The following is a 23,490-nucleotide window of genomic DNA, read 5'->3' as shown; positions in this document are numbered from 1 at the left end:
AAGCCTAAGCTTCTAATTGGATTATCATCAACGAGTGCCCACACAGATTGATAGGTCTATATTTTTAAAGAGCTTTTTCTAGCCAGTTTAGCGTTTATCGCCTCACTGCTAGGGGTGCGTATCTTACGCTTCCCATTTTTAGAGTCAAGAGTTTTTTTAACTTCTTTTTTCTCTTTCCAACTCGGTGCGTGACTTTCGTCTCATTCCGTGTCGATGGAGCGGCATTATAGGGAGCTCTGAGAGGATGACAAGTGTTTTTTTGAAATTAATTTCCGTTTGGTCAAAAAGAAATCAAACCGCTGAAAATAGAATAAAATTTCAACATTTGAGTCAGGTCACATCAATAGGTTGGAAAAACTACAACCATATACGTAAGATCCCTGTGTCTATTTTGTTAACGGTAGACCTAATTTTTCTCAAACCTAAAAGTTGTATTCCAATATGAGTTCAAACAAATCGACCTTAATGATTGTCGCCTTAGCTGTTTTGGGTGGGATCATCTTTTCGCAGGTAGCTATTCCCCCTGCTTTGAGCTTTGTTCTAGGTGTTTTTGCTTCCGCTTTTATTCTTAAACTTTCGAACACCAACATCGAACAAGATCAATTGAATGACCCTTCAACTAAAACACTCTATGTCGGGAACTTGCCATATAAGGCAAATGAATCCCATGTAAAGGACCTGTTCGCCAAGCATGGTGAAGTTTTTGCGGTTCGTCTAATGAAGGATAAACGCACTGGTAAAAGAAGAGGGTTTGGCTTTGTCGTAATGGCTGCGACAGATGCACAGCCCGCTATAGATGCACTTAATGAGAAGGACTATATGCAACGAACTCTAAAAGTACGTGTTGCTAATGACCCTAAATCTCAATCGGATAGTACTGAACTGGACTAAAGCCCATTAAGTATAATGCCTGATTCAAGGCTCCTTCTTCCCAAGGGGGAGCGCTTGAATAGATTTCTCTCTTTCCTTTCCTTTCGCTATTCGCTTCAAAGACCAATAAGTCTTTCACCCTTCTCGCAATCGCTTCTCCTGAATCAACCAGTAATACATGGTCTGTTAACACCGCCTGTATTTCTTCTCTGATCAGTGGGAAATGTGTGCAGCCCAGTACCGCAACGTCGATCTTACTCGCCATCGGTGAGAGTATTTCTTTTAACTCACCGAGATCAACGCTTTTGCCTCGTAGTTTTTCTTCTGCGATATCCACCAGCCGAGTTGAACCTAGTAATTCCACTGGTTTGCTTTGCGAAAAGTCTCGAATGAGGTCATGGGTGTATTCGCGTGTAATAGTTGCGGGAGTCGCAATAAGACCCACCGCTTTATTGGCAAGGTTGGATGCGGGTTTGATTGCTGGAACGACGCCGACAACAGGAATCGATAATTTGGCTCTTAGCGTTGGTAAAACGATCGTGCTGGCCGTGTTGCACGCGATGACCACTAAATCGATTTGATGCTCTGCAACCAAGGAAGAGACGATGATATCAACGCGGGCAATCAATGTATTGTGGTCAAGTTCGCCATATGGGTATGCTTCGTTATCAAATATATAGAGGTAATCAAGTTGAGGAAGTTGAGCCTGTATTTCTTTGTATACAGATAAGCCGCCTACGCCAGAATCAAAGATCAGTATTTTCGCTGTTTGATGGTTCACTTGATTAACTCACTACATTTGGACTTGGCAATAATACTCTCTGCTAGGTATTTGGCAATCTCTTCGCGGTGTAACGCTGATAACAGAAACGCTCCCCCTCTTCTATATATGTAGTTTCAATATCAATTCTGCCCGAGTAGCTTCGGGTATCAGTAACCAAGGTGTGAAATTCACCATCTTCACCACAAGGATCTACACCATCAGGCAAACTGCGTATAAACGCTTCGCTGTACCATTTGCCACAATACTGGCTTGCGAGTCGGGAACTATCTGTCGTAACGACCAATGTTTGAATCTCTCTTGCAATGATTTCATCAGCAAGATCTCTACTACTCTGACCCAATAAAGGAAATACACACTCCCAACCGGCTGGTTCTATATAACTACGACGATAAGCTTCGATACCATTACAGAACATATCGCCAAAGGCGACTGCATCTATTGAGAGGTTACTATGTTTTAAGCCTCTGATAATGGTGTCTTGATAGATCTCGTTTGGTGGAAATGATTCGGGTAGTTCGATTTTAATTAGAGGTAGGTCCAACAGTTCGGCTTGCATATCTAGGACATAAAGGGGCGTTGCCTGAAAGGGGACTTCATCTTTGACATAGGTGGTATAAAGTCCAACGACATTGTACTGTTCGTTGTCCATCAATCTTTCAAGGGTCAGTGCCGAGTCTTTGCCACTTGACCAGCTAATAATGACGTTCTTTTGCATAGTGATTATCTATCTATAAGAAAAAACCGCCCGAAGGCGGTTTGAGATATTAAAACTGGTAAGAGCCAGTTAGCATAACTTTACGACCATCACCTGGGTAATACGCTCCCCAGTTGTTCGCATTTGCTGCATATTTTTCATCGAAGGCATTATCAACACGAAGTGTCGCTGACCATTCATTTTGAATGTAACTTACCGCCAGGTTACCTAACCAATATGCAGGCAGCTTATCTAAGCTATTTGATGTGTCACCATCTTTATAACGAGTGCCTGTGTAAACACCTTCGACAAAAACTTGCCACTCGTAACTGATATCGTATGTCGCAAATACTCGGCCAGTATTACGTGCGACCCAAGGTAGTTTTTTACCCTTGTTATCACCGCTTGAGAATTCAGCATCAATCAGGCTGTATTCCAAGCCTAGCTGTAGGTTTTCATGTACGTACAAGTCACCGCTGACACTGATGCCGTTTCGTTCAGATTCGTCAGCGTTAACATTCGCTCCAGAAAAGAATCCGCCAACCGGAGTCGGTGCACTGCTATCAAAAACAATTTCATCTTCTAGCTGGAGATTGAATACATCGACTTTAACGCTGTAATCAGCTTCATAAAGACCCCAACCTGCTTCCAAGGATTTACCTGTTTGCGGCTTCAGGCCTAAAACACCTGGTGAGGTATAAGCTTGCTCGTCTATCTTAGCAAACCTGAAGTTAGTCTCCCCGCGAACGTACACTCGCTGAGACGGAGTAATCTTGTAGTTCAGACCAAGCTCATAAGCATCCTGGGATTCAGATAGCTTCTCAGTGTTAGGGTAAATTGCTCCATCGTAGAGCTTATCTTCTACAGAGCTGTATCGAGCACCCGTTGTCAACGTTAGATCCGTGATTAAAGGATAGTTTAGCTGGCCGAACACGCTGTAACTGTTTTGCTCATTCGCTCTGTCAGTTGATGATGACTTGTATGAGTGATCACGATCTGCACCTTCAAGACCAAGTAGTACATTACCTTGACCAGATTGTGTAGAAAATTGGTTTTCTACGTTTACCGAACCAAACAATTGCTTACTTTTACTTGTTGTAGAGCTTCCCCAAGCCAAGCCAGATCCTGAAGTGTTATCGTAAATGACATCTGTACCAAGGATCCATGCGTCACTTAGATTACGTTTATAACCCGCACGAAGTGCTTTAGTGATTTCATGAGAGTAATCAGTCGGGTTTGACGAACCAGCCTGAGTTGGATCTTGCTCGTATTGTTCTTCAGTTAACGAACCAGCATATTGACGGTTGTTGTCGTAATAGCTTGCTTCTGCGAAAAACTCAGTCTGGTCTTGGTCATAGTTCAGTCGACCAAGTAATACACCCGTCTCACGCTTGTTATGCTCACGATAGTTATCACTGTTATCCTGACTTGCGCTGAGGAATAAGTTCCAACGCTCATTTAGCTGCTTAGATACGTCAACACTACCAGCGACCGAGTCAAAGCTGCCAACGCTTACTGATACGTTGCCACCGTCTTGGTTACCACCCTTAGTAATGATGTTGATAACACCACCTACAGCTTGGTCACCATATAAAACACCAGCACTACCCGATAGAACTTCAACGCGTTCAATCTGCGAAACCAGAATTGAACTGACTTGGGGAGCAGAAAGGTCTTGTTTGTTTAGACGACGTCCATCGACCAAGATCAGAGTGTTGTTAGCCGCTTGTCCACCAGTAAAACCTCGGATAGCAAATGCTGGTCCACTGTTTGTGTCAGAAATCTGAATACCTGCTCGTGCTCGTAGTAATGTGTCTAGACTCTTAGCACCGCTAGCGGCAATATCATCTGAAGTAATTACGGTTACGTTAGCCGGAATGTCTTCAATAGAGTTGTTGAAGTCACTTTTGGCAAGAACCACCATAGTCTCATCGGTTGAAACTTCTTGAGCGTAAGAATAAGAGGTGTGTGAAAGTAGCGATGCCACTGCTATCGCTAATATAGATCGGTTCATTTTTATAATCCTAAATCGCGTCAGTCCTACTGAGCATGGAGCCTATTGCTTCCAGTGTTTTGCTCAGCTGCTGGCAGGTCTTCGGACTTAAGAGCTTGGCATAGGCCACCTACTCACCCGACTTCCCCCATGCTCCTGCATAAAGTGTCTAATGGGCTTTCGTTCTCTTTTACCGCTGCGCGTCAGTTCTGGATTTACACCAGATTCCCTTTTCAGCCATCTATACATCTAGACAGCACCAGCTTGGCGTCGATGTTATTCAGCAATTGATTATTTGTCCAGTCTATATTCTTCATTCAGATGAAATTGGCCGCTTTCATCTACTCACTCATTACCACTTTACACGCTATCTTTAAGGCATTGAGGGCACAGTACTGGACATACTGCTGAGATTGAATAAAATCTGCGCTCTTGAATTAAATGCACCATTCACAGGTACAAAACCAAAGGTAATCACCATGGCGACTCTTGATGTAAACCCACAACGCTACCAAGAACAACTGGCTGAAAAGGTCGACCGTCTCAACGAGATGTTCGCTTCTTATAATGTACCTGAGTTGGAAGTGTTCGAATCACCAGAACAACACTACCGTATGCGTGCAGAATTTCGTGTTTGGCATGAAGGTGAAGACCTCTACTACATCATGTTCAACCAAGAGACTCGAGAGAAGTACCGCGTCGATCAGTTCCCAGCAGCTAGCCGCCTGATCAACGACTTGATGCCTCTTCTCGTCGAAGCGATGAAAGATAATGAATCTCTGCGCCGTAAGTTGTTCCAAGTTGACTTCTTATCGACACTGAGTGGTGAAGTTTTGGTGTCACTACTTTACCATCGTCAATTAGATGAAGAGTGGACGAAACATGCAAAAGCCCTCAAGCAACGTCTCAATGATGAAGGGTTTAATCTCAACATCATTGGTCGCGCACGCAAGATGAAGATTGTTCTTGATCGTGACTATGTCATTGAGAAGCTCGATGTCAATGGCAAACCATACGTTTACCAACAAGTTGAAAACAGCTTTACCCAACCTAACGGTAAGGTCGCGGAGAAGATGTTAGAGTGGGCGGTTGACTGCACCCAAGAGAGTAGTGGCGATCTACTTGAGCTTTACTGTGGTAACGGTAACTTTTCACTAGCACTCGCGCAAAACTTCGATCGCGTTTTGGCAACTGAGCTTGCAAAGCCTTCCGTAGAATCTGCTCAATACAACATTAAGGCCAATAATATCGGTAACGTGCAGATCTTACGCCTGTCTGCTGAAGAGTTTACTCAAGCAATCGAAGGAAAACGTGAGTTCCGCCGTTTAAAAGATGCGGGCGTCGACCTAAACAGCTACAACTGCAATACCATTTTTGTTGATCCACCACGTGCAGGTATGGACATCGACACATGTAAGATGGTGCAAGGTTACGAGCGCATCATGTATATCTCATGTAACCCAGAAACACTGAAAGAAAATCTGGATGTCCTTTGTGAAACACACAAAGTGACTCGTTTCGCCCTGTTCGACCAGTTCCCATTCACCCACCACATGGAAGCTGGTGTACTGCTAGAGCGCATTAAGTAAGGTCTTAATAGGGTTTTAATTATAGGAAAAATCGCTCTGGGTACGGCATGGGGTACGGGGTATCCTTACTTTCTATTCTATTGCTATCTGTAGTGTTAGTAATAGAAACTAAACTTTACAATAAAGAGGAAGTAAATTTTCCATTTCACTTCCTTTTATTTCGCCTCAAATGAGTTTAAGATATAGGAAGTGAAATGAGAAGAGACTTATAATGACAAATTTAAACTCTGTAACCCTAGATACAAATCCAGAAACATTAGAAATGTTTCTGAATGAAAAAAACTTGTCTACCCAACAAGTCAAGCATGCAATTCAGCAAGGTATTGCTCACTACAATAACACCACTAGTGATGAACCAGCAGGTTACAGAGGCTATACAATTTCGGCTAAAGCCACCTTGGCTTTACGGCAGTCTTTAAAACCTTTGGGGTTTCAAAAAGAATCACCATATAACATTGAATTAACAGCAAATAATGATAATAAATTTGCAATTCATATCTGCCGTGGGGATGAACAAGCCGGATTACCATCTGGTTATCCTTCCACAATGAGACCTAAAGGACCTCGATCCCAAGAATATTTTGGGTTGGCAACTGCTGATATCAATCAAATTGATATGTTCGCTGACGAGCTACCAAACTATTCCTCAAACAATTTATGTCCATTTGATGTATGGTTCTTACTACTCAATGTCGAAAAATCTAAAGATGAAGGTCTGATTGTCAAAGCAGAGCTTTCTAAGCCTATTTTTTGCTCCCAAAAAGGGTTTGTAAATGGGTTTAGCAAACGCTTCATGATAGATATGACCGACTTCAATTCAGGCTTATTGATTGACACAGGTGAGAGCCCTGAGAGTGGATTCTCCGAAGATATTGATCTCGATATTTCATTTAACTAACCATGTTTAACCCATTACGTTTAAAACAAGCGCGAGAGCGTCGCAAACTTACCAAGAAAGCATTTGCTGATTTAGTAGGAGTAAGCTCAAAAACCATTTCGGTGTACGAAAGCAATCAACCTTTATTCGAGCTGCAAGAGGAAACGATTGAGAGCTTCGCACAATGCCTTGGATATCCCGTTGAATTTTTTTATAAAAAATCCACAGAGATTATTAGCTCTGAATCAATCAGTTACAGAGCGGTTACAACTCTGTCTAGTAAACTAAAACTGGCGACAGAGTCTGCCAGTATTAATGCCTTCGAGCTCTCAGAGTGGATTGATAGTAAATTTAGTAAGCTCCCTAAAGTAGACTTACCAGATTACTCTCACGATAATCGACATGAACCTGAAGCCGCAGCTTCCGAGCTACGTGATATGTGGGGGCTAGGTGAGCTTGCCATAAAAAACATAGTCCACCTTCTAGAGTCTAAAGGGATTAGAGTATTTTCACTATCTGAAGATTGCAAAGAAGTTGACGCCTTTTCTTTTTGGAAAGGTGAAAAGCCATTTGTCATTCTTAATCAATTTAAAACGCCAGAAAGAAGTAGGTTTGATGCGGCTCATGAACTTGCGCACTTAATTCTTCATAAGCATAGTAGCCAAAACAAAGGACGTGAAGCAGAGTTAGAGGCCGATAGATTTGCTTCAGCATTTCTAATGCCTAGAGGGAGTGTACTTTCAAAAGTTCGCCCAAATGGCAATGCATCTTTAACTGATATTATTGATCTTAAAAAGAACTGGCATGTATCTGCAATGGCAATGATTCGACGCCTATATGACTTGAACTGCTTAACAGAATGGCAATACCGACAACTGACAATACAAGCAAACAAAGAAGGCTATCGCTCTAGTGAACCAATTGGACTAGAGAGACGAGAACAATCTCTTCTCCTTGAAAAAGTATTCGCATCCCTCAAAGAAAAGGGGGTTCGGCGCAACGATATAGCCAGAGAACTTGCACTCCCTCTTGACGAAATATCTAGCCTGACATTCAACAATAGCTTTTTCAATCTATCGATTGTTAGTCAGAATTCAATAGAACCGGACCGAAAAAGTACTGCACAACTTTCCCTTGTTAAGTAGGTTAAAAATAGATGAGCTCATGTGAGCTCATCTATTACAATTGAAGGCTTCAACATCTGGCCCTTCCGCTGGTACACATAAAATCTCTCAGTCATTTTTCGCTTCCTAGTTTTTGTACACACATAAACTAGACAGATTGTCCAGCCTGTTCATCCAAACCAAAATGCCTGCGGTTTTCGTCAGAAAAAAGTCTCACTATCGTACGAAGATCCACTCCTCGATGAAACTGCTCTATAGATCCACCCATAATTTCCAACTGTGTATGTATGTCACTGTTGTTTCGGTATCCATGAGACTGCATGTAAAAGAAGCACTCTCTCATCCTATTCACGGTTGCTGCGTTCTTTCGCAATAATGCAGAAAAGGTAGGTTGATCAGCATATTGTAAATCTTGATAAAAACGCCCTATTTGCTCATTCAAACTGACTCGAAACTGAGAAAGTAGCCTTCGTGTTGCTTGCTGATATGAGTCCACTTTTTTCTTTTGGGGATCTCGTTTATGTAGAGTCTTCGCACATAGCGTAAAAGCCGCATCTAGCTCAGTTTTGTATCTCAACTCTGGCGACCACCCCTTTGACAAGTTGGGGTAATTCTTAATCTCATAATCGTGGTAAGCATTTTTGACTGCTGTATTGAATGTCAGCTCTAGTTCATCGGCTCTGCCAAGAAACCCGTACTCCTTCGCCTTGCGTACAATGCGTTCTTTTTTCATTTGAAGCACCGACAAATCTTCCGGTATATCAGAAAAACCGCGTCTCAATTCCTCTATAAATGTCTCTCGTTCTTTTATGTGATTATCAAGTGATTTTTGCTTACTGGCTTGTTCGGCTCGCGTAACTGCCGTGCGTTTTGCTCTGATCTCCTGTAACTGTTTTTCTACTTTAGTAAGAGATTTATTGATAAACGTAACCAACTGCAAAGATTGATATTGCTTCACGCTATCCGCAATCTTTGTTATGCGACTATATCGAGCTTGAAGAAAATTCTCCGATTGAAGTCGTTCGATATCAAGCAAGTGCTCCCTGATTGCGCTGCGAACAAAACGAATCTCTTTTGCCGCTTGCCTACGCGTTTTACTTGCCATGAATTTCGCGTAAGCGTTATCAAGATTCTTAATCGCCATTTGCTCATAAGCCATTAAACGCCGAGCACATCGTATATTACCGTTATAACTCGACATACTACGAACTTGCTGCATCTTATCGTCATGCTCACCTTCGCTTACAAACGTCGGCTCGGCGAGTGCCCATTGTCTTAGTTGTCTTATTTTTCCTGCAAGAGCACGACGTTCACTAAACCGTTTTTCATCCATGGCATCTTTAAAGCTCTTGGACGTTTTCACAGCAAAGGGAAGCCTGTGTTTAGGATCTAGATTAAGCTCTTCCAAAAGAGCCCACTGACTGTGTTTATGAATATCAATGCGTTGCAGGGTTGAGTTATACGTAGGAACAGGATACATCACTTCGAATGTCAGATTACGATCCACTATCATTCTACGTATTGCTTCATCGGACAGTACAAAAGCATTGCATTCAACCTTTGATAGCACATCGGCAGATGCTTCTTCTCTAGATGCTGCGGAGCCATACAGGATCATATTTAACGTTACGGGATTGGCGTCTTCACAATTGGGACTGAATAACCAAATGAGATTATACCCTTCAGTTCTAAAGAATTTTTCTCGCTCGTAAACAACTTCAGGGCTCATCCACCAGCGGGTTAACTCAATGACAAAACGATTTCCGTCTATATCCACAAAGCTGATATCGGGTTTGCGTCTTTTATCAGTTTCAGGATCTTTAGAAAAAATAAACTTCTCGACATAAACGTGTTTGTAGCCAATCGCTTTTAAGTGTTCCGCAAGGAAGTGCTTTGTCTCAAAGTGCCACTTCCCTTCACCCTTGTAAATTTGACCTTTGCCAAAAAAAGTCTCCGAGTTTGAATAGAAAGAGCACCGCTGCATTTTTTCTATAGATGGAGCACGACTGGGTATATGCCGGAAATACGCTTCTGTGGTCGCATTACGAGCAATAAAATGTACAGGACACCCACAATTGCTACACTTTGCGTAAACACCACTTTCAGCAAGACTCTTGGCAATAAAGCTCTTCAAAATCGATTGAGAAACATCTGCATCGGAAGTATCAGAACTCATGAAATCTATGAGCTCACTCGCAAGTACTACTCGATCAAAATTCTCAACCTCCAACTCCCAAAGACTATGTTTCTCTATCGTATCCATCAGTATCTAACCACTAACTAAATCACAGCAACACATTGAAAGTTCCGTCTTTCTCTCGCAATTTTTTAACCACTCTAATACTAATGTGTTATCAGTTCCAATCCAAATGAAACCAGATGCGCAATTTATCGTTATAGATAGAAAAGCGTTTGTCTGTAATATACAAAGAGGAGCAACCCTCTGTATGCAATCTATTCCATTCAAACAGCAAACGACAGCTTAGCTTCACTAGCGACATGGGAATGTTAGACCTACATACTCATACCTCCTCACAATCCAAAAATCTTCAGGCATATGTCATCAATGTGAAATCCCATCATTGATTCCGACAGGAGCCTGAAATGAATCCCAAAACTTCCGATTACCAAAAGCAGCAACGCTATCAGGAAAATGAAATCCTAGAGCATGCGGCTGAGATACTGGCTACGCGCTACGTGCGTGGAGATGCTCTCACCAATCCTGATGCCACCAAAGAGTATGTGCGCTGTAAGCTAGGTAGCCATGAGCGTGAAGTGTTTGCCTTATTGCTACTGGATAACCAAAACCGACTGATTGAATTTAAAGAGCTGTTTCAAGGAACAGTCGATGCGGCCAGCGTCTATCCGCGAGAAGTGGTGAAAGCGGTGTTGGAAGTGAATGCCGCAGCGGTGATATTTGCCCATAACCATCCATCTGGAGACTCAACGCCGTCTCAAGCCGATAGACGCATAACCGAAAGACTCAAAGATGCTTTAGCTCTGGTAGATGTTCGCGTTCTCGACCATATCGTGACAGGCGATACCTGCACATCATTTGCTGAAAGAGGTTGGTTATGATTGAGCTACATTATGGTGAGCTATGTATTGATGACGCTTTACATGCGTCACTGGAAGCGCTTCTTAGTCGATACACCATCTCGGACAACGGTGAACGACTCGTGCTCAACTGCCGCCAAATGAGTTACTACCGACATCGACAAGGTTTGCATCCGATAGAGGTACAGTTTAAACGAGAGTCAGCCTCTAGCCCTTGGCTGGTGGTGTTCTTTGCCAGCTTCTCTTATCCCGATAACAACAGCACAACCGTTGAGCCTGAGTTGTACTTTCATCTAGCTAATCGCTGGTGCTATCAACCCGATGTGGGGAGCACGGATTTATCCCACCCAGAAGTACAAGAGCTGCTCTCGGTCTGGATGAAAGCCTTTGCTCGTCACCTTTCCAGAAACGTCTTTGATGATGTTCAACTGACGATGGTTGGCACGTTCCAATAACTCTCACTCTGTATTTCTTATTTGAATCCTGAAACAAGGAGGACTCACTATGTCCAAATTAAACTTCACAGCACCATCACTACCTGTGTCAAAGAAACTGCATAAGCTGTTAAGTGAGCAGCTTACCGCTCATTTGCTGAGTAATGAAGCGCTGACCACCAGCCGTTATCTGGTGTTTAACTTTCGCGATAAAACATACAGCGCGGATGAAGGCGGCTTCCATCCGGTTGAGATGGCGATTTGCCAAACCTCAACAGGGGAATGGAGCATTGAGTACATCACTGACTTTGCTTACATGGGAAACTACTATCCAGAGCTAGAGCGCAACTTGGACTTTGATTTTCGGGTTGGGCAGTTCTTTGTGGCCTATCGTGGCTGGCTACCAATGCAAGGTAACCGTGATGCCAAAGAGCTGTATCAGCTATGGGAGAATAACTTTCTTGCCTATGTCGATACGGACGCTTACAACGAGATAGCCGTCACCCCGCAATAACTCATGACTTCCCTTCTTCTACAAATCATCAAACTTGTCACTGCCCTCATAACGCTGCTCTCCCTTTCCCCGTTCTTCGGTGCCATAGGAGCCCTATCCACTTTAGGGTTTCTGGTGGTGCTGTTGATTGGATTATTGGTAGTGATTGCCGAGCTCAGTGATAAGCATAAGCCTCGTTAATGTTAATCGGCTCACGATTTAGTGATGCCGATTGATGCTGTTTTCACCGTTGGACATTATGTGTCTGACCCACCTCTATTCTCCCGACATTAAATGTCCGACTCCGGTGTGGAGCTTTGATGTATTGAGAGCGTAGTCATGAGCAATAAAACCAGCATTGAAGGGTTATCCGCTTTGCTGCACACGCTGATGCTTATTCCTCAACATCGATGGATCACCGTTAGGGAGTTGCAGCAGCAGTTAGCCCTACTCGATATCCACCGCACCACGCGCAGCATTAAACGCTACCTCGATGACATCATTGTAGAAGTGTTTAATGTGGAGTGTGATTCGATGAGCATGCCCCATGTTTATCGGAAAACCTCAGAGCAATTATGGAAACTCGATAAGCAGGAAATGCTCTATTGGCAGTTGACCAACAAGTACTTACTACCGCTGGTTCCTGATGCACTGAATTATGGGCAAGGTCGCTCCTCGGAGAGAGACAAACCCTTGTCCTATATAGGTTCAGCACATTCAAAAGAGCAAGCATGGTTAGCCAAAGTCCATGTGGCATTGCCCACGATTCGCGAGTGGAGTGACAAGCAACGGCAAGTATTGAATGCGGTACATACGGCATTACTGAACAACCGTATGCTCAAGATATCGAGTCAAGTTTTGCAGCAAGAGAAAGCGCTCATCGAGCCATTGGGACTCTCGGTTCAATGTGACGCGCTCTTGCTGCTTTTTCGATTATCCGGCCAACCCACGATACGCACCCTCGCCCTACCTCTGATTGATGAGGCCAGTGTGTCGACGTTTTCTTTTATCTATCCCACTGATTTCAATCTAGAGCTGTTCATGCGTGAACACGCTGAAATCCGTGCATCTCAAATTTAACTCACCACTACGGAGAGATACCTATGAATACCTTAACTCGGACCATTATGCTGAGTGTACTGATCCTCGGAGTCACCGCTTGCAGCGAACAGGAAGAAGCGCAAACCGTCACCGCCGATATTGAAGTGTCGATATCCACCAACCCACATTGGGGAACATTGACCTTTGATATTCAATCTATCACTGACAACACAGTAGTAAGCAATGTCATTGTCAACCGAGGTAACTGCCGATTACCCGCAGGCACAACCTCAGAGCTATCAAGAAACGTTTCGTTAAAGTTCGGCCAAACCTACACCGGATACAGCAACAACTGCACCGTAGACAGCGTGAAAGAAATCGAAGTCACCTCCAGTGCTGGCACCTTTGTCTACACCTTCTAACGCCTAATTCCTCAATAACACACTCAACCAACTCGTAAGGATAAACTATGAAAAAGTCATCTCTACTTATCACTACAGCGTTAGTTTTCTCTACCTCTTCCGCCTTTGCTGGTGGAACACTGGGCGGCAACCCATCCGCAGATTCGGGTGCAGTTAACGTCAGTGTAGGCAAATGCACTCAATACAAAATGGATGTGAAAGCGGCGCAACAGGAAGGCAAGGATGTATCGACCATCACCGTGCCTAAAGGATGTGAATCAGTCGAAGAAAAGTAATACCACCAGCAACGATAAAAATGACAATGGGGAGCAATCACGCTCCCCATTCTTTTTTTGCATCTATACACAAGCGGCACAATCAATAAGCCATCCTTCTAAACTCGTTTTTGGACAATTATCAGTTAGAGTTGGGGCCCTAAACCACAAGCATCGCATAAGCTGAGTTTGGGGTCGAAAGCGTCTACTAACTAATACGTAGCCATTCTTGACAACATTCTTGATAAAGGCCGAAAAATGTAGAATATGTTCGCTAAATAAACGAAGTAAGTACAAAAAAGCATAAAAACAGTAAGATGGCTCCGTCACATTGGCAAAAAGGAGTTCATATGAGTCAAGAAGATGAAAAATACCCAGCCAGCGCCATATCCTCGTGGAGCGGCTTCGTTTATCAAGGGAAAGTTGCACTATATCACTCGCTAAAGCTTATTCACGATGGCGACTTGGAGTTCGAGCTTCAGCTAGACAGTAGCGACGACTTCGCTATTTATAAAGATGGAAAGCTACATACCGCCCATCAAGTCAAAGCGAAGATTAGCAAATATCGTAGTGGCTACACCACGGCGCTGGAGCAGTCCACTTTAATCGAATACGACAAAATCAAAGGGACGACTCGTTACTTTCACGTATCCGTCCAGCTAAACAATACAGACGATCACAAAGGTGCTAGCGGAGAAACAGTAAAATTTTACCGCTACGGAGACAACTATTATTGTGGACTGGGGGAAATTGAAGGGTTGACCAAAGGACTTATAAAAAATATATGTGAGAAACAGTCCATCACTGTCAGTGATAACCTTATAAATTTTAACTACTGCTTACTGTCAGAAAAAATAAGCACCATCGCAATACATTGCCATAAATTAAATCAAGTTGACGGAGTCCAAGAAGCCAGAGCCGCATACGAGAATCGCATCAAAGCCAGTAGCCTTTTAGCTGATCTTCTGAACGAAAACCCCTATCAGAATAGGGACTACTATGCAGTTGAATTAAAGGCTAGGCTCCTAACCCATCTAGAAGAAAGGCTGGATCAAGCGCTACCAACAATGAGTGACGCCACTTATGAGAGAGCTAGGCGTTTGTGCGAGCACATACGCGAAACGCCCATCAACGAGTTAAAAACGCTATGCCAGATGATGAAGCCATCCGAGCGGTTTCAAGACGTTCAGACGAACGACATCAGGCGATACACCAAGCTCATCCAAGCTATTTCGGTGGAGCCCATATTCAACCATCTCCCGCACTACCTCGACAGCGAAAATCGGTTCTACGTGCCTACCGCTCTTGACGTGGATGAAAGCGAGGAGTGTGAGTCTGACATGATCAGAGAAATGAAAAACAACGGGGATCTGCTGAGACTACTTTTTGAGTACAATCATCTAATCGCCAGCAAAGCGGAAGCCTCATTCACCTTTAATACAAAATTCACAAACTCAGATGATTTCGATAACAAGCCAGCTACTGAAAAGCTGGAAAGCAACATCATCAAATCGCTATGCATTAGCGTAATGACAAAAGAGGACGCAGAGGGTCAACTGAATGATAAAACAACTCATTGATGAAGCACTTGTTGCCCATGGCTTTGTGAGTAAGCGAGAACTGGACACAACAAGCTTTTATGTTCGCGAGTCTGGGCCTGCTATTAGATTCGCAGTCGTACATACTTTAGACGGCCTTCCTGACCCAGCCGAGCTAAATAACCGAATCAATCACCTTGCTCCTGATGAATTTCTTAGAAACCCAAGTTTCAAGAAGAATTGCGATCTGATTTGCATTTATCGCCTTGACGTTCTGGCCGAGTTCAAGGATCACGAAGAAGAAATCTTCGCAATCGAGGAAGACCCGCATTTTTATAAAAAATATGTTCTCTACTACAGCATTGCGGAAGAAAGCGCTCTCACCAATTTCACCTACAGAAAACTGGAGACTTTGATTGCTGATAAAAAGGAGTTTCTTAGTTACAAAGAAAAACCTCTTGTAGCCACACAATACAGCTTCGCGGCGAAGACCTTTATCAAACTTCCTTTCTTAGAGTTACCTAGCCATCAAGGAAACCTCGTATCCTTGAGGTTACAAGCAGCTGAGGCCGTTGCAGAAGCCGGTCTGAACGATATGTATTCGACTATCCAGACAGTCACAGGCAAAAATGCCGACGACATTATCAAGGAAATGATTAACAATGAACTGGCAAATATCCAAGATTGAAGTATCTAGCTTCAAAGCATTCAAGCATATCTACTTAGATCTTGGCGAGTCGTCCTTACTAACTCTGGACGGTCCTAACGGTTATGGAAAAACAAGCATATTCGACGCCATCGAACTACTGCTCACCGGCCAGATCAATAGAATACAAAACCTATTCTCTACTTTACTAACCAAGAACAAAAGGGACTACGCGGACAATCTCTTCTGGAACAACCGCTCCGGCGAAAACGACCTCTGCATTAAAATTGAATTCATTAATGGTGATCGTAGACTTATTTTAGCAAGACATTGCCCAACTGCTATATTCAAAAAACCAGCGAACAATCGTGCAGACAAGTATGAAAACTTTAAGCTTTACGAGCTACCGGAATTTGAATCATCTGACTTTACGAAGATCAATCTGCGCGACAACAACTTCCTTGACGAAATTTTCGGCAAAAACTTCAGGGAAAACTTCTCCTTCCTTAACTATCTGGAGCAGGGACAAAACCGGCTGTTACACACTCGGGTAGACGAACGTAAGGATAAACTAGGAAACCTCTTTAACATCAGTGATATCGAAGCTGAGATCGAAAGCTGCAACACCATATACAGTAAACTTACAAAGCACATCAACGATCCTGAGCGTAAGGCAAAAGTCGAGTCACTCACGGAAGAGATAGCCACCCTAAGAGACACATTGCAGGCTGAGGCTGGGATCGTTGAGTACAAAAAGCTCTCGACGACTGATGTCCAGCCAGGATGGGACAAGGAGGACCTCTTCTCGACGTATTCTGCGGTAGACCATACTACCTACCAGGAATCTGTTCGCAAGATTATCGCCCTTCTGCCACTCAAAGCCACGATAAAAACCAGGGTTCACAACGAGACAATTGATGCCGAGATTGATCATAACGAGGAATCCCTGAGAAGCTTGGCTCAGTTTGGTAAGGATCTTGGCAAGCTTGATTTGCTTGATGCTATCAAGAAGGGTATTGATGAGTTAGAACGTTCAGCAAACATCATCAAACGCGGTGCTACGGCAATTAGCTTTGAAGAAGCTCGAGCACTACCAAACTGGGCAGATGGGCGCCTTGAGTGGTTTGAATTACAAATTGAATCCCGAAACAGCCTACGCGAAAAAAGTAGCGTCAATGCGAACGTCATAGCCGAATTGGAACGCCTGAAAAGGCAGCTGATTGATGAACATAAGAAGTCCTATCCCAATGATCAGTTATGCCCCCTTTGTGGCGCGGACTGGGAAGATCACAAATCAATGGTGGATGCCATTGCAGCAAGAACCAAGCAGATCTCTGAATCACTAAGCAAAGACGGTAAGGACTTAGTTAACCTTATCACTGCTATGGACGCTGAGCTGAAGCTCATCGACACCCATATACAAGACAGTTTGAAACTTATCAAGCCTACATTTGAACCAAATCTTCATGCAGAGCTGACCAAAATTAAGCTTCGGCTCCCGGCAATAACTCAGCTAATGGAGAAGCTGCAAAGCGACAATATTCAATTTACTGACTCATTTACGGAAATTGATGACGTAGTAAATGAGCGGCTTGAAAAGCTCAAAGCGATTATAAGGAATAAAAAACAGGTTGAAGCTGATGCTTTAGCGCTGCCGGAGGACTGGCGAGATACAACAAACAGCGCCTTCAAAGACCTGCAGGACTTCTACATAATCACGGCTGAAGACCTAAAAGACAAAGGACAGTACATATCGATTAAAGCCAATGAGGCTCAAAACTCCAGGCTCCAAACCTGTATTTCCGGTCTTAAGCTTATCGAAAAAGAAACCCTAGCGGCCAAAAAAGCTCAAGGTAAAATCGAAAAGCTCCGAAACACATTGAAGAAGACAGAACAGAGTTATACCGACCAGACAATTTCGGCTATTGAGCTCATATTCCACATCTACAGTGGCCGGTTAATCCAAAACTATCAGCGTGGCCTGGGCCTGTTTATCGAGAGCCGCGAAGGTACGCAGTTGAGGTTCCTGACTGCTGAGAAGTCTGAACACGACGCAGTCATGTCTATGAGTTCTGGTCAGGTGTCAGCCCTCAGCCTTGCCTTCTTCCTTTCCCTAAATAAGGTCTATGCTCAGGTGCCTCTCATCCTGATTGATGATCCGTCGCAATCTCTGGATGAAGTCAACATTGCTTCCTTGACCGATCTACTCCGTTGCGAACTCAAGCACTGCCAGCTAATTGTCTCTTCCCACGAGGACGATATCTCTGCATACATGCGCTATAGGTTCAACAGAGCAGGCTTAAAGACAAGTTCACTTAACATGCAGCTATTGGCGAAAGATGCTTTGTAAAAGCAGCCCATATCTATGTAATAGAGCTGGGCGTCCGTGATGTTCATATGGATGGGTTAACCATCCTGAAGAGGATGTCACAAACAACAATAGGATCTGATTTTGCGCATTTTTTCATTAGGTTAAGTATTGCAAAATCAGGTCTCTATTAATGTACCTTCTGACCGTCATAACTTACTTTTGGGCAGAAACTTGCTAAGAGAGCGGTTAGTTTAATGCTCGCTCTAGCTCCCACATCGCATCCACCTTCCTTCAGATATATGTTATCTAGAAAAACGCAAATAACAGGCAATAGCGGCTTGTTAGATTGGGCCTACAAACCGCATTGTTACATCAATCGATATCGCTTCTAGCAGCATCAACGGAGAGTGAGTCCGCAATCTCATTCCCTCTAACACCAGAATGCGCTCTGACCTTTTCGACTTCGACATACTTGGCAGAGCGTCACTCATCGACTGTCTACCACAAGCGGCTATTTTAAATCGGGCTTTAATCCGCTCTACGCCAGTTTTTCTTCTTCCAGCTATCACACTGTTTGAAGGCTGTGAAGCCATCACAGAAAAGTAATACCACCATCAACGATAAAAAACGACAATGGGGAGCAATCACATGCTCCCCATTCTTTTTTGTCTCAATACACCAGTTTGAAGGTATGTGTTATCTGTTAAAAAGCGACTTAACTCTTAAAGCAAGGTAAGCCCTGCGACAAGCGCCACTCTTTGACGATTCTAACGATATTCTCTGGCGTTCCATCTTCAGGATTCTCTGGGTAATAAATCAGGTCTGAACCATCTGGATGCTCTGTTGTAGCGATAAAGTTTTCAAGTAATTCATCTTGATATTCATCAGAACCTTCCGCACTGATAATAATGTTCAGTAACTCCAGAAATTCTAATTCGGTATAGTCTTCTAACCTATCATGCAATCTCATCGCTAACCCTTATGAATGTTTATATGATTTTTAGGTGTATTAACTCTTATGTTATCAACATTGTAGACATCCCCACCATGTTGAATTTCTTTGAGATGATGCAATTCAAATGAACGGCGTCCACCAACCGTATCTTTGAATCTTGCTCGGGGAGCCTTACCATCTTTCATCCGTTTTATATTCGAAGGAATAAATTGGCGAGCCAATACTGAGTCTTCAGATATCTCTATCCAAAAAGCCTTCCTAAAGCTATCAAAACTACTGAACTCTTTATCTCTCAACTTGTCGGCAATTTGCGATGGAACTGGTGAGCCTAACCCCTCACTGGCTTTCTCTAACCAAATTCCCATAATATCTTCGCCAGTCCCCGTCACCACCCCAGATTCATCACGTGCAGTTTTCCGGAATACTAGGTAGAGAGGAGGGAGCCCTGCATCCGCAGGGAAAGTCACAATATACTCGGCAAGATCGTCCTCAGGGTAGAGAACCGTGCCAATCTCTTGTTCGTGCTCTTCGATAGGACGAACCCAGATATTGTGAACATCGAGCTGATCATTTTCCGGCAATACAGTATCAGGTGTTAGTACATCCGTTGAGCCATCCGGTGTCCATGTAATGGTAATCCCATTATCTAGCTCAGCAACAAAGCGCTGTCCTTTCTGTACCGCTTCACGCTTCGCAACTCGCTCACCATAGGCACTACCGTCTCCCGTTTTGATGCCGACCACTTGCTGTTTACCATTCTCGTCCGTATACATATTGAAACGTACACGCATCGTCGTAGTGTCACCAGTCGCAAAATCTGGATTTCCGTCTAATGTGCCGTCCCCAAGCTGAGACGGCCATAAGGCGGCCACTAGAAAGCCCCCCATTCGCGCAAAGCCTGCTAACGCTTCTCCTGAAATAGACCATGTGCCTATAGTATTTGTCGTACTAGAACTAAGAATGCCAAGGTTTGTTGCCGCGCCATTTGCGGGGATCGCAAGGAGTGCCGTTTTACCATAATCGGTTGCTTTAGCAGCCGTCGTGATGGTGGTTAAGTTAGTGACTGGCAATTCTTTCTCGAACAGACTATCGCTGTTTATCGCCTTAAACTGGGTTCCTGAAATAAGCGAGTCAGAGTAATCATAATGCGTGTTCGCCAAGCAGCTATAGGCGCAAGGAGACAGCGGAGGTAAATCGGTCGTTTTTTCTGGAGAGCTCTGGTTTTGTTCGACAGCCTTAACAGTCAGCCTGTCTCCGACTTTCAATGACATCGGATCAGCGTTGTACTGCGGATTCAAATCCAGTAATTGTTTCGCCGACAAACCATATTGCTCTGCAATTGCTCCCCATGATTCTCGTTGGTTGGTTTTAGTGTCCGTCCCAACAGTATGCGTTTCTGGTTTATTCTCAGCTTTCTCTGTTTCCGCGGGTTGAGTAGTTTGTCTTTCCGCGACAGGTTGCTTCGGCGCAGCAAGCAATTCGTTGATATCAAGCTTGATACCATGTTGAGCCAACCAGTCATCATTGAGGTTGTCGAGCTCTTCTCGGGTAATTGGCTGTTCAAGATAAATCAGATGTTGGTTTTCAACGTCTTTACCTTCGAGCTTCCAGTAAACCAGAATGGCACTTTGATAGATATTGTAACCTTGCTCATCATTGAGCTGCTCGTGGGTGGAACGTGTCGCGTAGAAGGCCCACTTGCCATTTCCTAGCAGCTTGTACTCTTGAACTAAGCGGCCATTGTAAAAATGGTAGTAGTAACCTTCTGTTGGTAGCCCCAAACGCTCACCAAGCTGCACCGAAGGGACGACAGGAATAAAGGCTTCTAGTACTACACCAGAGCCTATAGGCTTCACCTGAACATTGTTGGGGACACTCATTCCCAAAGCATTGGACGCTACTTTGGCGACCAATTTTTTCGGTTCATCAAAGGCGGTATGAGCGGTATATTTTGTACCGTGCTCGGTTGCCTCCGTCTGCCAACGGCCAATCAGGGATTCTTGTTTGGTTTTCGCCAGTTCAAACGCATACCCCACGCTTTTTCTAAACGTCTCATCTGAGCAAGCCACTTCAAAGCAATATTCGTATTGCAGTTTTGGTGGTGCATCTGAGGTATCGGGTTTCACGGGCTCAGGGACATAAGTCTCTTCAATGTTTGGCGCATAGCCCGCGGAGCTTTGAGTGGGCGTAGCACTGCCAGCCGCACCGCCAGACATTTTTGTTCTGGACAGGTAGGCACTTTTCGCTTCTGGCGATAACGCCTCTTGCCCTTCCGCCGACAAGCTCCATGATTTGCTCATACCATCTCGGAGCATCACAGGCTTCGAAGGTGAGTCCGTCAATAGTGCTAACTCACCACTTTTCAACTTCTCCATAAAACTGGAATAGCTCATCCCCTGAGGGAGTGCCGAGCCTAACGCTCTTTCGTCCAGCCGACCAATGTCACCTTCAACCTGACCAAACTCATATGCCATCAGTTCGGTTAACCGTACCACTCGATAACCCACAATCAAATCCATCCGCTACTTTCAATGGGCGTATTCTACCTAACCAGCGGGAATTGCAGGATTTATAACCATAAGTTCGGTCTACCAATTGCAGACATTGTGATTTTCACCCACTACATCCAAACCTATTGATAATGACTTCATCATTAACCAACTTAGCCCAAACAAAAAATAGGGCATAGCTTGAGAGGTGTTACCCTCCCAAACTATGACTTCTTGTATTAGTCAGCTTCCGCCGCTTCAACCGCCAACAGGTCAGCTCTTTCATTCCCTTCAATGCCCGAATGTGCTTTGACCTTAAACACCTCGACATACTTCCTAGAACTCAACTCGTCCACTTGTTGCCAAAGCTGGCGGTTTTTAACCGGTTTCTTATCCGCTCGACGCCAACCTCGACCTTTCCAATCGTCCATCCAGATGTTGAAACCTTTCACACAGTAATCGCTGTCCGAATAGATAACATCCCCATCTTCTGCGTATTCCAATGCTTCAATTAAGGCCAGTAGTTCTAGCTCAGCATTGTCGGTTTTTCGATTGATTGTGATGCTCTCTTCATGAACAATCTCATTGTCTTCATCCATGACCACCAGCCCGATACCACCTCGTGTACATCCGTGTTGATTGTTTGGTGCTGCGCCGTCTACGTAAATTGAATAACTCATTTTTTATCTCTCTCTAATTGTAAAAAGGGCGCATGACTTTGCTTAGCCAGCGCCCTGTTGATGATGTGATTTGATGTTTGTGTTACTGAAAGGATTCTTGGTTGTCTCGCATACTAAGACGCGATTCCATCCATTCCTCGATTTCACTTTCGACCCAAGCTACCGCTCGTCCACCGAGTGGCACACTTTTAGGAAAGTCGGTTTCATCTGCCATGAACTTGTAGATAGTTGAACGGCCTAACCCTGTTAGTGACATCACGTCTTTAAGTCGTAGAAATCTCATGGGAATTGTCTCCTCTTGTATATACCCATGGATAAGCCGCCACGGTAAAAAAGTGCAGTCGGTCTACTCCAAGCTAGAGCCAAAGCCATAACGCTTTTCTTCCCACGCTTCAGCAAGGCTGCTCATGCGGTGGAAGACAGTGTTCTTTATGTTGGCGTCTTTGCTACGACAACGCGTCCCCACCCCATAATTTCCTCGGTCATTGAGAAACACCAATGAACGCGCTTCGCCGCTGTAGTGCTTTTCTATCGCTTCTTGCCAAGCCCCTTTAAGATGCTCAACCAATTCATTGCGCTTGTCCCAACAAATAGCGGGACCAAAGTGCTGGCTATAGTCAGTAAACAGCATCACGCGATAGTTGTGGGATGGCACCTTGTCTTCCCGCTTACGCCATACATAAAACAGAGAATCCGTATCCAGCTTTTCTTTAAGCAACTTAAAGTAATCGTTGAGGATACTGAGATCTGTATCTTGATGATCTTTAGGCAGGTATAAATCCAAACGTGTAGCGAGAGCGACTTCAAACTGACTGAGTGCCTGTTCAAAGACATCTACCATTGAGGTCAGTGCTGACTCGTATAACCCCTTGTCGCTGTAATACAGCGGGTAATCTTCAAAAGTTCTATCAAGAGTAATGCTTGGGAGGTAGGTTCTATTCGCCATGAGTAATACCTTTTCGTGTGTGAATGACATAGGTATTGCTCACGTTGTATTTTTTAAGGTGAGTCGTGACTGCAACCAAAGCTCTTGTTGAAGTGATCGTTCCGGTTGGCAATGGGCTTCGCAAGACGACTGATTCGATAGAAGAACTCGTTTAACTGTAGCGGGAACGATTCTGTATCGGAGAATAGTTCAAAGCCCTCATTGGTAGGGGAATACGCTAATCCAGAGCATGGTTGGCTGTAATAAGCTTCAACCACCCTATCCCATGTCTTCCTCACTTTTTTGTAGAGAAA

At 44.0% G+C, this 23,490-nt stretch carries 23 protein-coding genes and 1 riboswitch; of the genes, 13 read left to right on the top strand and 10 right to left on the bottom strand.

The features are described 5' to 3' along the window. Positions 1 to 441 precede the first annotated feature (441 nt). On the top strand, positions 442 to 891 hold the full coding sequence (locus tag ACQEXT_RS20555) for an RNA recognition motif domain-containing protein (protein WP_138971323.1): 450 nt from the start codon (positions 442 to 444) through the stop codon (positions 889 to 891). Here the strand turns inward: ACQEXT_RS20555 and murI are convergent. The 3 genes from murI to ACQEXT_RS20540 are packed head-to-tail and all read right to left on the bottom strand — an operon-like array spanning position 857 to position 4,362. Beyond that, complete coding sequence (murI, locus tag ACQEXT_RS20550; RefSeq protein WP_426953367.1) at positions 857 to 1,651, bottom strand: glutamate racemase; 795 nt, start codon at positions 1,649 to 1,651, stop codon at positions 857 to 859. The genes ACQEXT_RS20555 and murI overlap by 35 nt on opposite strands. 43 nt (positions 1,652 to 1,694) lie before the next feature. Further along, positions 1,695 to 2,369: an ATPase gene (locus ACQEXT_RS20545; RefSeq protein WP_426953365.1), complete on the bottom strand. Its 675-nt coding sequence runs from the start codon at positions 2,367 to 2,369 to the stop codon at positions 1,695 to 1,697. A gap of 49 nt (positions 2,370 to 2,418) precedes the next feature. Continuing rightward, on the bottom strand, positions 2,419 to 4,362 hold the full coding sequence (locus ACQEXT_RS20540) for a TonB-dependent receptor (RefSeq protein ID WP_426953364.1): 1,944 nt from the start codon (positions 4,360 to 4,362) through the stop codon (positions 2,419 to 2,421). Positions 4,363 to 4,417: 55 nt separating this feature from the next. Beyond that, positions 4,418 to 4,620: riboswitch (cobalamin riboswitch) on the bottom strand. A 200-nt stretch (positions 4,621 to 4,820) separates the two neighbouring features. Between ACQEXT_RS20540 and trmA the strand changes: the two genes are divergently transcribed. The 3 genes from trmA to ACQEXT_RS20525 all read left to right on the top strand — a co-directional run bounded on the left by trmA (position 4,821) and on the right by ACQEXT_RS20525 (position 7,952). Further along, complete coding sequence (trmA, locus tag ACQEXT_RS20535; RefSeq protein ID WP_331418240.1) at positions 4,821 to 5,930, top strand: tRNA (uridine(54)-C5)-methyltransferase TrmA; 1,110 nt, start codon at positions 4,821 to 4,823, stop codon at positions 5,928 to 5,930. A 211-nt stretch (positions 5,931 to 6,141) separates the two neighbouring features. After that, positions 6,142 to 6,828, top strand: a complete 687-nt coding sequence (locus ACQEXT_RS20530) for a hypothetical protein (protein ID WP_130239558.1) — start codon at positions 6,142 to 6,144, stop codon at positions 6,826 to 6,828. A gap of 2 nt (positions 6,829 to 6,830) precedes the next feature. Beyond that, positions 6,831 to 7,952, top strand: a complete 1,122-nt coding sequence (locus ACQEXT_RS20525; protein WP_130239557.1) for an ImmA/IrrE family metallo-endopeptidase — start codon at positions 6,831 to 6,833, stop codon at positions 7,950 to 7,952. A gap of 127 nt (positions 7,953 to 8,079) precedes the next feature. Here ACQEXT_RS20525 and ACQEXT_RS20520 read toward each other — a convergent pair whose 3' ends face one another. Next, positions 8,080 to 10,194, bottom strand: coding sequence for a hypothetical protein (locus ACQEXT_RS20520; protein ID WP_426953363.1), 2,115 nt, complete (start codon positions 10,192 to 10,194; stop codon positions 8,080 to 8,082). A 341-nt stretch (positions 10,195 to 10,535) separates the two neighbouring features. Here ACQEXT_RS20520 and radC point away from each other — a divergent pair, with 341 nt between their 5' ends. The 9 genes from radC to ACQEXT_RS20475 all read left to right on the top strand — a co-directional run bounded on the left by radC (position 10,536) and on the right by ACQEXT_RS20475 (position 18,166). Beyond that, positions 10,536 to 11,009: a RadC family protein gene (gene radC / locus ACQEXT_RS20515; RefSeq protein ID WP_001915017.1), complete on the top strand. Its 474-nt coding sequence runs from the start codon at positions 10,536 to 10,538 to the stop codon at positions 11,007 to 11,009. Next, positions 11,006 to 11,443, top strand: a complete 438-nt coding sequence (locus tag ACQEXT_RS20510) for a DUF2787 domain-containing protein (protein WP_187371674.1) — start codon at positions 11,006 to 11,008, stop codon at positions 11,441 to 11,443. The genes radC and ACQEXT_RS20510 overlap by 4 nt, the downstream gene beginning before the upstream one ends. 49 nt (positions 11,444 to 11,492) lie before the next feature. Continuing rightward, positions 11,493 to 11,936: a DUF2787 domain-containing protein gene (locus ACQEXT_RS20505; protein ID WP_193289572.1), complete on the top strand. Its 444-nt coding sequence runs from the start codon at positions 11,493 to 11,495 to the stop codon at positions 11,934 to 11,936. A 318-nt stretch (positions 11,937 to 12,254) separates the two neighbouring features. Next, positions 12,255 to 12,995 (top strand): transcriptional regulator, encoded by a 741-nt coding sequence (locus ACQEXT_RS20500; protein WP_193289573.1) that lies wholly within the window; start codon positions 12,255 to 12,257, stop codon positions 12,993 to 12,995. Positions 12,996 to 13,018: 23 nt separating this feature from the next. Then, positions 13,019 to 13,378 carry a hypothetical protein gene (locus ACQEXT_RS20495; RefSeq protein WP_193289574.1) on the top strand — a complete coding sequence of 120 codons (360 nt, stop codon included), beginning with the start codon at positions 13,019 to 13,021 and terminating at the stop codon, positions 13,376 to 13,378. A 47-nt stretch (positions 13,379 to 13,425) separates the two neighbouring features. Beyond that, the gene (locus ACQEXT_RS20490; protein ID WP_193289575.1) at positions 13,426 to 13,653 is read left to right on the top strand and encodes a hypothetical protein; all 228 of its coding nucleotides are present in this window, start codon (positions 13,426 to 13,428) and stop codon (positions 13,651 to 13,653) included. A 329-nt stretch (positions 13,654 to 13,982) separates the two neighbouring features. Next, a complete protein-coding gene (locus tag ACQEXT_RS20485) occupies positions 13,983 to 15,212 on the top strand; it encodes an ABC-three component system protein (RefSeq protein ID WP_148523862.1) in 1,230 nt (409 codons plus the stop codon). Continuing rightward, positions 15,193 to 15,858, top strand: a complete 666-nt coding sequence (locus tag ACQEXT_RS20480) for an ABC-three component system middle component 1 (protein WP_148523863.1) — start codon at positions 15,193 to 15,195, stop codon at positions 15,856 to 15,858. Before ACQEXT_RS20485 ends, ACQEXT_RS20480 begins: the two co-directional genes overlap by 20 nt. Continuing rightward, positions 15,833 to 18,166 carry an AAA family ATPase gene (locus ACQEXT_RS20475; RefSeq protein WP_193289576.1) on the top strand — a complete coding sequence of 778 codons (2,334 nt, stop codon included), beginning with the start codon at positions 15,833 to 15,835 and terminating at the stop codon, positions 18,164 to 18,166. The genes ACQEXT_RS20480 and ACQEXT_RS20475 overlap by 26 nt, the downstream gene beginning before the upstream one ends. Positions 18,167 to 18,842: 676 nt before the next feature. Here the strand turns inward: ACQEXT_RS20475 and ACQEXT_RS20470 are convergent. The 6 genes from ACQEXT_RS20470 to ACQEXT_RS20445 all read right to left on the bottom strand — a co-directional run. Next, positions 18,843 to 19,097, bottom strand: a complete 255-nt coding sequence (locus tag ACQEXT_RS20470; RefSeq protein ID WP_017449402.1) for a bacteriocin immunity protein — start codon at positions 19,095 to 19,097, stop codon at positions 18,843 to 18,845. Between the two features lie 2 nt (positions 19,098 to 19,099). After that, positions 19,100 to 21,601 carry a T6SS effector antibacterial DNase gene (locus ACQEXT_RS20465; RefSeq protein ID WP_206629316.1) on the bottom strand — a complete coding sequence of 834 codons (2,502 nt, stop codon included), beginning with the start codon at positions 21,599 to 21,601 and terminating at the stop codon, positions 19,100 to 19,102. Positions 21,602 to 21,810: 209 nt separating this feature from the next. Next, a complete protein-coding gene (locus ACQEXT_RS20460; protein WP_080525930.1) occupies positions 21,811 to 22,251 on the bottom strand; it encodes a ribonuclease HI in 441 nt (146 codons plus the stop codon). Between the two features lie 82 nt (positions 22,252 to 22,333). Further along, a complete protein-coding gene (locus tag ACQEXT_RS20455) occupies positions 22,334 to 22,534 on the bottom strand; it encodes an AlpA family transcriptional regulator (RefSeq protein WP_001211742.1) in 201 nt (66 codons plus the stop codon). Between the two features lie 63 nt (positions 22,535 to 22,597). Continuing rightward, positions 22,598 to 23,197 carry an inovirus Gp2 family protein gene (locus tag ACQEXT_RS20450; RefSeq protein ID WP_206629315.1) on the bottom strand — a complete coding sequence of 200 codons (600 nt, stop codon included), beginning with the start codon at positions 23,195 to 23,197 and terminating at the stop codon, positions 22,598 to 22,600. A 53-nt stretch (positions 23,198 to 23,250) separates the two neighbouring features. Next, the coding region (locus tag ACQEXT_RS20445) for a YagK/YfjJ domain-containing protein (protein WP_426953362.1) at positions 23,251 to 23,490 on the bottom strand (240 nt) is incomplete at its 5' end.

The sequence above is a fragment of the Vibrio sp. TRT 29B02 genome, from assembly GCF_050113655.1.
GTDB lineage: Bacteria > Pseudomonadota > Gammaproteobacteria > Enterobacterales > Vibrionaceae > Vibrio.
Note: the sequence above shows the minus strand (reverse complement) of the source record. Positions and strands in the feature narration are given on the sequence as shown.